The organism is Streptomyces sp. NPDC002790 (assembly GCF_040295505.1).
Classification (GTDB): domain Bacteria; phylum Actinomycetota; class Actinomycetes; order Streptomycetales; family Streptomycetaceae; genus Streptomyces.
In genome coordinates this window covers 1-11,696 of record NZ_JBEOVM010000067.1, presented here as the reverse complement: position 1 = coordinate 11,696, position 11,696 = coordinate 1, and the positions used below count along the sequence as shown (strand labels likewise).

Sequence of the window (11,696 nt, the reverse complement as noted above, 5' to 3'; positions counted from 1 at the left end):
CGCCATCCGGCGGTTTCCGGGCCTCTTTCAGGTGGTCGCGGGCCTTGCGGGACAGCCGGGGCGGGTGTGGTGCAGTATGGCCCGCGATGCACGAGAGCCCGCCGCCTCCGTCCCGGAGCCAGGATCACCCCGGCCGTCGACGGCTCACCCACGGCGTCGCGTGGCTGCTCGCCACCGGGGCCTCGGTGACGCTGTCGTGGTGGGGCGTGCACACGGTGATGGCGGGCACGGTGTACGACCCGCCGCAGGCGCTCCCCGTCGCGGTGACGCAGGACGAGCAGCACGACCGGAGCGCGCGGCAACCGGAGTCCTCGTCGACACACCGCCCCTCCCCCTCGACCTCCCCCTCACCTCACAAGCCGTCGGCATCACCGAGCCGTACGCCCCGCTCCCCCTCCCCCACGCCCACCCCGCGCACGACGTCCCCCGCGCCACCGCCCTCCGGCTCCGTCAAGAGCTACGCGACGGCCGGCGGCCGCGCGGTCTTCGACCTCCGGAAGACCTCGGCGACCCTCGTCTCCGCGACACCGGCGGCGGGCTGGTCGGTCCAGGTCTGGAAACAGCCGACATGGATCCGCGTCGAATTCACCTCGGGCGAACAAAAAGTCTCAGTCTTCTGCACCTGGCACGACCACGAACCATCAGTCGAGGTCGCAAACTACTGACCACGCTTAAGCCGCATATCAAGCCCCGCCGGCGATTGAGGCGCGGGGTCCGGGGCAGAGCCCCGCGACGTGGGCAACGACTAGCGAAACACGGATGGCGGCGGCGCCGGAGACGCCTTGGCCGACACATCCCCCACCGCAACCGCCCCACCCGCAAAATCCAAAAGCGCCTTACCGTACTCAACCCGCCCCGGATGCGAATCCCCCGCCGCCCGCCGCCTCAACTCAGCCACAGCCAGCCCACCCGCGGCCCCGACCAACACCGCGTTCCCGAACCGCTTCCCCCGGAACACCGTCGGATCAGCCACGAGCGCAAGCTCGGGAAATACCGCCGCCGCAGTGGCAATCTGCCCCCGCAGATACGCGAGCGGCGGGCCATCCGCGATATTCGCCACATACGTGCCGGCGGGCCTCAACACACGCCGCACCTCGCCCAGAAACTCCGTACTGGTGAGATGCGCGGGCGTACGCGCCCCACTGAACACGTCGGCCACCAGCACATCCGCCCAGTCGTCGGGCAACTTCCCGAGCGCCTCACGGGCGTCCGCCGTCCGTACCCGGATCCGAGCCCCCGCATCCAACGGCAAGTGCTTGCGCACGAGTTGGACCAACGCCCCGTCCCGCTCCACGACCTGCTGCGTGGACCGTGGCCGGGTCGCGGCGACGTAACGGGCCAGCGTGAACGCCCCGCCGCCGAGGTGCACGGCCTGCACGGGACGGCCCCGCTCGGCGGCCAGATCGATGACGTGGCCGATCCGGCGCTGGTACTCGAAGGAGAGGTGGGCGGGGTCGTCGAGGTCCACATGGGACTGCGGCGCGCCGTCCACGAGCAGCGTCCAGCCGGCCGGCCGGTCCCGGTCGGGCACCAGCTCGGCGAGCCCTCCGTCGACCTCCTCGACCACGGCCTCCCGCCCCGCGCGCCCCTGCCCCTGCTTCCCTCGTGACCTTGCCATTCGGCCATTAAGACAGGTTCATCGGACCCGAGCCACTCCGGGGGCCCGGACCCCCGGCACGTACGGGATCAACGGCAGTTGTCCGCCGCCTCGATCATGCGTGCCGCCTCGTCGAGCGCGGCCCGCAGCACCGTGGGGTCGGTGACCAGGTCCGTGGGCCGCTCCGCGGGGTCCGGTGGGAGCAGCCAGCCCGTGCCCTCGACCGGCGGATCGGTCCGGGCGCCGAGCGCGAGGCCGCGGCCCTGCGTGTGCGTACAGTCGCTGCCGGGCACGTCCCAGCCGTCGGCGGTACCGGGCGGGACGAGGAAGCCGAGGGTGCCGCCGCCCCCGTCGTGCAGCACGGGGCCAACCGTTTCCGTACAGCCGCGGCGCAGGATGTCGACCGCCTCGAGGCCCTGTCGGGCCGGCACCGTGACCAGGTCGCAGCCGCCGGGCGGCGCCGCGCTGCACTCCTCGCCCGGTCGATGCCGCACCGTCGTGGGGGTCGTGGGAAGTGACAGCATCGGCTTGGTCGCGTCCAACACGTCGGCAACTCCTCGCTCGTGGGGTTTCGCCGCATGGTTCAACGCGCACACGCTGTCAACAGCTACGGCGGCACGCCGCCGCAAAGGATGGCAGTTCATGGCGGATCGTGGGTGAGATATCCGTTTTGTAGCCAAACTCTGCGTGTCGCGGTCGTGACAGCCGGTACCTTCGAGCCTCGCCGGAACAAGGAAGTTGCGGCAGCCCTCCCTCTCGGGATCCCGGGCGCTCCCAACTTCCCTGCCGTCCGGCACGGTTCGCACGGGAGGACCCGCTCATGACGTCGTCGCCGATGGCCTCGGACACCTCGACGCCGCAGTCTCCACGACCGAACCTCGCCTTCCGGGAGCTGCGCGGCCGGCGCTCTCCGGGCGAGTTCGCCGCCGCGGTGCGGCGCGCGGCCAGGGAGATCGGTGAGCGGGTCAGCTGCGACGCGCGCTACATCGGACGCGTGGAGGCCGGCGAGATCCGCTGCCCCAACTACGCGTACGAGCGGGTGTTCCTGCACATGTTCCCGGGCCGGACCCTCGTGGAGCTGGGGTTCGCGCCCCGTTCCGCGGTACGTGGCCGGGGCGCGCGCCCTGCCACCACCGCCACCGCCGACCCGCAGCACCTGTACGACGAGGAGAGCGACGTGCGACGTCGCGCATTCATGACCGGCATGACCGGCTCGACGGCCACCGTGGCCGTCGCCGCCCTGGCGCCCTTCGGCGTCCCCGCGCTCCCCGCGGACCTCGACCGGCATCCGGCGCGGGCCGGGATCGGCGCCGTCGAGGAGGCGATCCGGCGGATCCGGCTGCTCGACGACCGGCACGGCGCCGACGGCCTGTACCGGCGGGCCTCGGCCCCGCTGCGTACCGCCTTCGAGCTGCTCGACGCGGGCACGGCCCGGCGCGAGGTCACCGAGCGCCTGCAGACCGGAGCGGGCGAACTGGCCATCTCGGTCGGCTGGTTGGCCCACGACTCGGGCCGCTTCGACGACGCGCGCTCGCACTACGCGGAGGCGCTCGCGACGGCGCGGATGGCGGGCGACGAGGCGTTGGAGGCGCACGCGTTCTGCAACACGGCGTTCCTGGCGCGCGACGCGGGGCGCCCGCGCGAGGCGGTACGCGCCGCCCAGGCGGCCACGCGCGTGGCGTCCCGCCTCGGCTCCCCCCGCCTGCTCTCCCTCCTCGCCCTGCGGGAGGCGGGCGGCTGGGCGGGGTTGGGCGACCAGTCCTCCTGCGAACGTTCCCTCGCCCGCGCGCAGGCGCTGTTCGCGCGGGGGGTCTCCGACGCGGATCCGGAGTGGATGTCGTTCTACGGGGAGGCCGAGCTGGAGGGCCTCGAGGCGCAGTGCTGGTCGGCGCTGGGCGGCTGGGACCGCGCGTCCCTGCACGCGCGGCGTGCGGCGGCTCTCCAGGATCCGCACTTCACGCGCAACATGGCCTTGTACACGGCCGAGTTGGCGGACGATCTGGCGCGGGCGGGGCAACCCGACGAATCGGCCTCCGCCGGTATGCGCGCCCTCAACCTCCTTGAGGACGTCCGCTCTTCCCGCATCGAGGGGATGCTGGCGGCGACGGCCCGTGTACTGCTGCCGCACCGGCGGTCGACCGGGGTCTCGTCCTTCCTGGACGCCCACGCGGTCGCTCGCCGCTCAGCCTGACCCCGGCACCGCCCCTACGCCACGGGGCTCCGCCGCTCAATCGCCACAGGGGCTAAAAGATCGCCTCAAACGCCGACGGGGCTTGATTTTGCCGCAGGGGCTCGATCATCAAGCCCCTGCGGCGATTGAGCGGGCCTTTCAAGCCCCTGCGGCGATTGAGCAGGCCCGTCCGGCAGGACTTTCGGGAAGGGGCGGGGTGGGGGAGAAAGACCCCGATGCCGCGCAACAGCACCCCGGGTCAGCTCACCGCCAGGTGGCCCGTTTCGTTCCAGGACTCCAGAGCCGGCTCCCCGTACGCCCACCCCAGCACGGACAACGACGTCGGGTTCAGGCGGATTCGCGCGGCGAAGTCCAGCGGGAGCCCGAGCCAACGCGCCCCGATCGAGCGCAGGATGTGGCCGTGAGCGAAGACCAGGACGTCACGGTCGGCGGAGCGCGCCCACTCAACGACCTCGTCGGCCCGCGCCGCCACCTCGCCGAGCGACTCCCCCTCCGGCACCCCGTCCCGCCAGATGAACCACCCGGGCCTGCGCTCCTGGATCTGCGCCGGCGTAAGCCCCTCGTACGCCCCGTAGTCCCACTCCAAGAGCGCGTCCCACGTGGCCGCCCGCTCCCCGAACCCGGCGAGCTCACACGTCTCACTCGCACGCACCAGCGGAGACGTCCGCACCTCCACCCCGTCGAGCCCGTCGTACGGCGCGCGCCCGAGGCGCTCGCCGAGCAGTTTCGCGCCGCGCCTGCCCTCTTCCAGGAGTGGAATGTCCGTCCTCCCGGTGTGCCGTCCGGACAGCGACCATTCGGTCTGTCCGTGCCGGGCCAACAGGATGCGCGGTGCCATAGAGGAGGCCTCTTTCGAAACTACGAGCAACTACAAGGGGCTAAGGGTGAACATAGGACGAGCGGGAAGGATCGCCCCGTCCATCATCCCGCAATCCACAGGGAGGTCGCCCGGGGGGCAACCCGCAGCGTGATCGTTGCGTCTAGGAAGGTCAGGGCTCGCCCACGCAGAGCCCCATATACACCGTAAAGCGAGGCCGTGGCCAGAGGCCGCCGCACGAGCGAAGAGGGGGAGCGGCCCGCATGTCGCAGACCGACGAAGCACCGCGCACGGAAGCGATACCCGGCGCCGGGCTCCGCTGGTGGACGGAACTGCCGCTGATCCTCCTCGTGTACGGCGCGTACTCGGCGGGTCGGCTGCTCGCCGGGGGCAACGTGGAGCAGGCCGTCGACCACGGCCTCGCGATCCTCCGGGCCGAGCAGGCCGTGCACCTCAACTTCGAGCACCCGCTGAACCGTCTCTTCACCCACGAACCGTGGATCGGCGTCCCCGCCGACTTCTGGTACGCCTCGCTCCACTACCTGGTCACGCCGATCGTCCTCGTCTGGCTGTTCCGCCGCCGCGCCGAGATCTACCGGACGGCCCGCACGTGGCTGATGACCTCGACGGTGATCGGCCTCGTCGGCTTCATCCTCCTTCCGACCGCCCCGCCGCGGCTGCTCGCCGCGGGCCACGGATTCATCGACACGATGGCCCACTACAGCTCCTACGGCTGGTGGGGCGACGCGGCAAGCGCACCCAAGGGCATGGGCGACATGACCAACCAGTACGCAGCGATGCCCAGCCTGCACGTCGGTTGGGCGCTGTGGTGCGGCATCCTGCTGTGGCGGCACGCCCGCTCCCCGTACGTGAAGGCGCTGGGGGTCGCGTACCCGCTGCTCACCACGCTCATCGTGATGGGCACGGCCAACCACTACTTCTTCGACGCGCTCGCCGGGGTCGCGGTGATGGCCGTGGGCCTGCTCCTGACGAAGCCGGTGCGGCTCGTCGCGGCGCTCCTGAAGGACCGGGCGTACGGCGTGCTCGCGGGAGCGGGGGGCACACCTTCCGCCCCGCGGACCCCGATTGTCAGTGGAGAGTGCCAGACTTTCCCGGGTGAGCGAATTCCCCGACAGCGCGAGGCAGCCAGGTCGCAGGACAGCGGCGACGGGGCTGCGGCACCGGCTCGCTGAACTGCGCGGCCCCGACCATCCGCCGCGTCCGCTGGACGCCCGGGCCCTGGCCGCCCTGGCCGCGAACCCGGGCTGCCGAAGGCGGGCACTCCTGGACGGCGCGGGGGTCGACAAGGCGCGCATAGCGGACGCGTTGGGCGCACCGTCCTCGTTCGGCCAGTCCCAGTTCGCCCTGGCCCGCGGCAATGTGTTCGAGGCGCGGGTGAAGTCGGACGGCGGCTCGGAGCTGGTCAAGCTCGTTCACGCGCGCGTGGACGGCGCCGCGCCCGAGCCGACCCCCGATCTCGTACGGGCCCCGGACCTGTCGGCGATCGGCCCAGAGGGGCGCACGGCGCGCACGGCGCTCGCCCTCCGGGAGGCGGCCGAAGCGGCGGGTACGCCGGATACGCCGGGCACATGGACGTTCCTCGACCACCCGATGCTGGCGCTCGACGTGGCGGGCAGTCCGGCGTTCCTGGAGCCGGACGCGGTGGTGGTGCATCCGGACGGCAGCTGGACGGTCGTCGAGATCAAGTCGTTCCCGATGATCGACGGCGCGGCGGACGCGTCGAAGGTCGGCGCGGCAGCCCGCCAGGCGGCGGTGTACGTGCTTGCCCTGGAGGAGGTCGCGGCCCGGATGCCGGACGCGGGGGTCCGGGTGCGGGACCGGATCGTGCTCGTGTGCCCCAAGGACTTCTCGAACCTGCCGGCGGCGTCGGCGGTCGACGTCCGCAAACAACGCGCGGTGACGCGCCGGCAGTTGGCGCGCCTGACCCGCGTGGAGGACATCGCGGCGGCGCTCCCGCCGGGCACGGTCTTCGATCCGGAGCTGCCCGAGGCGGAGCTGACGGCGGCGGTGGAGTCGGTTCCCGCGACATACGCGCCGGAGTGCCTTGCGGCGTGCGAGTTGGCGTTTCACTGCCGTGATCGGGCGCGTGAGGGCGGGGCGGTGACGGCCCTCGGTCGGCCTCTGCGGGCTGAGCTCGGGGCGTTGACCACGGTCGAGTCGGTGCTGGCCGCTGCGCGGGGCGAGGCGGGGGATCCGGCGGATCCGACGGTGGCGGCGTTGCGGCGTGCGGTGGCGTTGCGGGTGGAGGCGTTGGGGGGTGTGCGGTGCTGAGCCTGATGCGCGGCACAGTGCCCACGTCACGGGGCTCTGCCCCGGACCCCGCGCCTCAATCGCCGGCGGGGCTGAAAAGGCCTGCTCAATCGCCGCAGGGGCTTAATGTTCGCGGCGCAGAACCCCGTAAGGAGACTCACCGGTGAGTCTGATCAATCACCTGGCCCGGCTGGAGGCCACCGACACGGGGCGGGCCCAGCGGATCGCCACCGTGCGGCACCGGCACCTCTCCCAGCGACCACTGGTCCTCGTGCCGCTCACGACGGCCGGTGAGACGGGCGCGCCGCTCGGCGCGCTGATCGGCACCGAGCGGACCTCGCCGCGGCTCCTGGTCGTCCCGCAGCCCCGCGACCGCGACCTCCGCTTCGCGTTCCTGACGCAGCTGGCCGACGAGGTCCTGCCGTACATCGACACGTACGCCACCGACGTCGAGGCCGCCGAGCGCAGCGAGGTCGACCCGGAGACCGGCAAGAAGGTGAAGGTCGAGGTCGAACTGTGCGCGGACGCCCCGCAGATGATCGTGCCGGGCCGCGCGGGCATCGAGTTCCTCCGGCTCCTCGGCCGCTCGATGCGCTTTCGCCGCACCGCGGAGCAGGATCCGGAGACGCCCTACCCCGCGCCGCCGCACGTCCCGCTCCTCGGCCGCTGGCTCACGCACTTCGGGGAGCGCGCACGCGTACCCGGCTCGTCCCTGCTCCTCGCGATGACGGACCTCCTGTCGTGGCACTGGGCGACGGGCCAGTCGAGCCTGGAGGACCAGCACTTGGGCGCGCTGCTCGCCTGGATCGAGGCACCGGAGGGCACGTCGGGCGCGGCGGCCGCGCTCGGCGCCGAGCTGGACCGCGACCGGCAGGGACAGTTGCTCTGCCCGCCGGCGGGCCCCGCCACGGACCCCGCGTTCGACAACAAGCTGCTCGCGCCCGCGATCGAGCGCTACGACAAGGCCCGCACCCGCCACGCGGCGGCGGACGACGCGGTCGAGGCCGAGGGCCGACTCGCCGAACTGACCGCCGCCGAGCGGGAGATCCACGCCCTGGTCGAGTCCCGCACGCGGCCCACGTGGGACGCGGTGTGGCGCGGCCTCGACCAGCTGTGCACGCTGCCCGAGGGCGGATACGCGGCGGAGCGCTGGACCCGCGACCGCTGGTCGTTCACCGGCCACCGCGACCGGGTTCTGGCGGGCGAACCCCCGCAGCCGCGCCGCGACGACGCGGTGACGGCGGCGAACAAGCTGGCCACGCGCGAGCGCGAGCAGGCCCGCCTGGACGCGCAGGAGGCGCTGGACGACCCGCTGGTGATGGCGGGCCGCCGCCTCTCCGGCGAGGCGTTCACCGGTGAGGTGACCGAGGTGGCGGCCGCGTACAACGAGAAGAAGCGGCCCCGCCCGCTCGTCACCCTCCGCACGGCGGACGGGCCGCGCCTCGGCGCGGGCGTGAAGGTGTACCGCACGCTCGAAGGCAAGCCGCAGACGGCCGAGTTCGTGGAGTACGAAGACGGAGGCAGGGCCGTCGTGCTGCGGGTCCTGGACAAGATGGGGCGCGGCAAGGAACCGGCCGAGGGCTCGCTGCCGGAGAAGGGCGAGCGGGTGTGCTGGACGCTGTTCGAGCACGAGCAGCGCGGCGGCCCCAAGCTGCCGGACCCGGAGGAGACACCGTGGACGCACGGCGGCCCGCCGGGGACGGACGCGGAGTCGCCCGACACCGTGACTTCGGAGGACGTACTGTGACCGCGCCGACCATGCCGACCACCGCCCTCAGCCCGTCCGATGCGGCCGGGCAGGCCACCGCCGCCATCCTCCGCGACACGCTGCACGGCACGGCGCGCGGCATCGTCGTCGACTCGCCTCCCGGCGCCGGAAAGTCGACCCTCGTGGTGCGGGCGGCGCTCGAACTCGCCGAGGCGGGCCGCCCGTTGATGATCGTGGCGCAGACGAACGCGCAGGTGGACGACCTGGTCCTGCGCCTCCACGTGAAGAACCCGGAGCTCGTGGTCGGCCGGCTGCACAGCAGCGACCCGGACGCGTACGACAAGGCGCTCGACGACCTGCCGAACGTCCGCCTGTCCACGAAGGTCGGCGATCTGGCCCCGCTGCCGATCGTCGTGTCGACGGCCGCGAAGTGGGCGCACGTCAAGGCCGACGACGCGGGAGGGCCGTGGCCACACGCGATCGTCGACGAGGCGTACCAGATGCGCTCCGACTCCCTGCTGGCCGTCGCGGGGCTGTTCGAGCGGGCGCTGTTCGTGGGCGATCCGGGGCAGTTGGACCCGTTCTCGATCGTCGGGGCGGAGCAGTGGGCGGGCCTTTCCTACGACCCGTCGGCCTCGGCGGTGTCGACGCTGCTGGCCCACAACCCGCAGCTGCCGCAGCACCGCCTCCCGGTCTCCTGGCGCCTCCCGGCCTCCGCGGCGCCGCTGGTCTCCGACGCCTTCTACCCGTACACACCGTTCCGCAGCGGCACGGACGAGGGCGACCGTGAGCTGAACTTCCTTACGGAATCGGACGGTTCGGGCCCCGACCGCGTCATCGACGAGGCGGCGGCCGCCGGCTGGGGCCTGCTCGAACTGCCCGCCGCACACACACCGCGTACGGACCCGGAGGCGGTCCGGGCGGTGGCCCTGGTCGTACGGCGGCTGCTCGACCGGGACGGTGTCACGCGCTCCGAGTCCGGCGAGGGCCCGCTGACGGCCGAGCGGATCTGCGTCGGCACCGCGCACCGCGACCAGGCGGCGGCGGTACGGGCGGCGCTGACGGACCTCGACGTCCACGACGTCACCGTGGACACGGCGAACCGCCTCCAGGGCCGGGAGTACGACGTCACCGTCGTGCTGCACCCACTGTCCGGCCGCCCGGACGCGACGGCGTTCCACTTGGAGACGGGCCGACTCTGCGTCCTCGCGTCGCGGCATCGGCACGCGTGCGTGGTGGTGTGCCGGGCCGGCGTCGCGGACCTCCTGGACGAACACCCGTCGGCGGACCCGGTACAACTCGGCGTGACCGTCAAATTCCCGGACGGCTGGGAAGCCAACCACTCCGTCCTGTCCCGCCTGACCGAACACCGGGTCCCTTTTTAAGCCCCGCTCTTTGGACGAGAGCCAGCGGGGTACGGGGCAGAGCCCCGATCTTTCACCCCGGCCCACCGGGCGGAGCCCACCCGCCCTCTTGCGGGCCGACGGACAATGGAAGGTGGCCCGACACGGAACCGCGGGCCACCCCGGCAACAGGAGGCCGCACCATGGCGGAGCCCGACCGTACCCACCAGCCCCGGCTACGACCCGCCCCGCTGATCTTCGAACCCGCGGAGGCGTCCGCCGACCCGGAGCACTTCTTCGACCTGGAGTCCATCGAGGACCCCCGCGAGCTGCTCACCCGCGCCACGGAGCTGACGCACGCGTTCCGCTCGGCGGCGGACCGGTCCATGGAGTTCCAGGCCGTCGCCGCGGCCCAGCTCGCGGACCCGCGCCGCTTCGACCGGCTCACCACGGCGGACATCGCGGAGCGCGCGGACTGGACCGAGGACTACGCGAAGAGGATGGTCGAGTTCGGCCGTGATCTGCTGCGCGGGGCTCAGGAGCGGACGCAGTAACGAGGGTCGTGACGGGGGCGTACCGCGAGGGCCACGGGCACCAGAAAGATCATTTGGCATATGCCAGTGGGCAAGATACTCCACCCCGCCCACTCCTGTCCCGATTTTCCGCAACCCATGGCGATCGCGCCTTCACCCCCTGTAGATGTATGAGGCATGAGTACTGCGACGCCTCCGTACACCCCCCACGACCCGTCGGCCACGACCCCTGGCAAGCGCGACCACTTCGACATCTGCGACGTCACTCCCGAGGGCGCCGCCTGGCTCGCTTCCGCCGGGGCGTACCCCCGCTCCACGCTCGCCCACTGGGAGGCGCGGCCCACGGCCCCCGTCGTCCTCCCCTGCGGATCCGCCTTCGACGTGGTGAACGTGCCCGCGATCTTCGGCCGGCGGATGTTAGACCGGCTCTGGTCCGAGGGGCCCGGATCGGGGCCCGTCGCCACGCACCGGGGCCGCATGCTCCTGTTCACCGCGCCGGGCACGGCGCAGCGCCTGCCGGCCCTCCTCCACTGGGAGGAGTGGGGCCCCTCGGTGCCGCCGCTGCTCTACCACGGCGCCGGCGACGCGGTCACCGGCCCGGCCCCCACGACCCACGCCGCCCTCCGGCCCGACCAGCGCCAGGAGTCCCGCTGGGTGGTCGCCCCCGACACCCGTCACCCCTGGCTCCCGGGGCCCGAGGTGATGCGCTGGGCATGCGTCAGGGCGGCGCGCGCGAGTGCGCAGGCCGCGGTGCGGATTTCGATTTTTCCTGCCCCCGATCCTGGTGCTAATGTCTACGACGTCAACCGGCGCCATTAGCTCAGTTGGTTAGAGCAGCGGACTCTTAATCCGCGTGTCCGGGGTTCGAGTCCCTGATGGCGCACTTGAAAGACGAAGGCCCTCCGCAAGCGCGGGGGGCCTTTGCCGTGCGCTCGGAGTCACCCCGGCGCCGACAGGCGCGGCTGGGGGTCCGGGGGTTATCCCCCGGGGAATACAGCATCCGCGAGTCCGGGGTTCGAGTCCCTGATGGCGCACCTGAAGACGAAGGCCTCTCGCTACGGCGGGGGGCCTTCGTCATGTCCGCCGTCGTTGCGGCCGCGAGGCTCCGCCCCGGACCCCGCGGCTCAAGCGCCGCAGAGGCTTAAAAGATTCGCCTCAATCGCCGGCGGGGCTTGATAGATCAAGCCCCGCCGGCGGCTGATCTCTCAAGCCGCGCCGGCGGTTGTTTTTAAGCCC

At 72.4% G+C, this 11,696-nt stretch carries 11 protein-coding genes and 1 tRNA gene; 9 read left to right on the top strand and 3 right to left on the bottom strand.

Annotation, left to right across the window (positions count from 1 at the left end; all coding sequences use genetic code 11):
* Window positions 1–86: 86 nt before the first annotated feature.
* Window positions 87–665, top strand: coding sequence for a hypothetical protein (locus ABT004_RS25035; protein WP_351340947.1), 579 nt, complete (start codon window positions 87–89; stop codon window positions 663–665).
* Between the two features lie 80 nt (window positions 666–745).
* Here ABT004_RS25035 and ABT004_RS25030 read toward each other — a convergent pair whose 3' ends face one another.
* Window positions 746–1,618 (bottom strand): spermidine synthase, encoded by an 873-nt coding sequence (locus tag ABT004_RS25030; protein ID WP_351340944.1) that lies wholly within the window; start codon window positions 1,616–1,618, stop codon window positions 746–748.
* 68 nt (window positions 1,619–1,686) lie between these two features.
* Window positions 1,687–2,121: a hypothetical protein gene (locus tag ABT004_RS25025; RefSeq protein ID WP_351341003.1), complete on the bottom strand. Its 435-nt coding sequence runs from the start codon at window positions 2,119–2,121 to the stop codon at window positions 1,687–1,689.
* A gap of 296 nt (window positions 2,122–2,417) precedes the next feature.
* On the opposite strand from ABT004_RS25025, the gene ABT004_RS25020 reads away from it, so the two are divergent.
* Window positions 2,418–3,788, top strand: a complete 1,371-nt coding sequence (locus tag ABT004_RS25020) for an NsdA family TPR-like regulatory protein (protein ID WP_351340941.1) — start codon at window positions 2,418–2,420, stop codon at window positions 3,786–3,788.
* 238 nt (window positions 3,789–4,026) lie between these two features.
* Here the strand turns inward: ABT004_RS25020 and ABT004_RS25015 are convergent, their stop codons facing one another.
* A complete protein-coding gene (locus tag ABT004_RS25015) occupies window positions 4,027–4,626 on the bottom strand; it encodes a histidine phosphatase family protein (RefSeq protein ID WP_351340939.1) in 600 nt (199 codons plus the stop codon).
* Between the two features lie 242 nt (window positions 4,627–4,868).
* Here ABT004_RS25015 and ABT004_RS25010 point away from each other — a divergent pair, with 242 nt between their 5' ends.
* The 7 genes from ABT004_RS25010 to ABT004_RS24980 all read left to right on the top strand — a co-directional run bounded on the left by ABT004_RS25010 (window position 4,869) and on the right by ABT004_RS24980 (window position 11,343).
* On the top strand, window positions 4,869–5,798 hold the full coding sequence (locus ABT004_RS25010) for a phosphatase PAP2 family protein (protein WP_351340936.1): 930 nt from the start codon (window positions 4,869–4,871) through the stop codon (window positions 5,796–5,798).
* On the top strand, window positions 5,722–6,897 hold the full coding sequence (locus ABT004_RS25005; RefSeq protein WP_351340935.1) for a hypothetical protein: 1,176 nt from the start codon (window positions 5,722–5,724) through the stop codon (window positions 6,895–6,897). The genes ABT004_RS25010 and ABT004_RS25005 overlap by 77 nt, the downstream gene beginning before the upstream one ends.
* A 142-nt stretch (window positions 6,898–7,039) precedes the next feature.
* Window positions 7,040–8,623 carry a hypothetical protein gene (locus ABT004_RS25000; protein ID WP_351340933.1) on the top strand — a complete coding sequence of 528 codons (1,584 nt, stop codon included), beginning with the start codon at window positions 7,040–7,042 and terminating at the stop codon, window positions 8,621–8,623.
* A gap of 11 nt (window positions 8,624–8,634) precedes the next feature.
* Entirely contained in the window at window positions 8,635–9,969 is a 1,335-nt protein-coding gene (locus ABT004_RS24995; protein WP_351341000.1) for an AAA domain-containing protein, read from the top strand.
* Between the two features lie 161 nt (window positions 9,970–10,130).
* Window positions 10,131–10,481, top strand: coding sequence for a DUF8844 domain-containing protein (locus ABT004_RS24990; protein WP_351340930.1), 351 nt, complete (start codon window positions 10,131–10,133; stop codon window positions 10,479–10,481).
* Window positions 10,482–10,637: 156 nt separating this feature from the next.
* Complete coding sequence (locus tag ABT004_RS24985) at window positions 10,638–11,279, top strand: bifunctional DNA primase/polymerase (RefSeq protein ID WP_351340927.1); 642 nt, start codon at window positions 10,638–10,640, stop codon at window positions 11,277–11,279.
* A tRNA-Lys gene (locus tag ABT004_RS24980) sits at window positions 11,270–11,343 on the top strand. The genes ABT004_RS24985 and ABT004_RS24980 overlap by 10 nt, the downstream gene beginning before the upstream one ends.
* Window positions 11,344–11,696 lie beyond the last annotated feature (353 nt).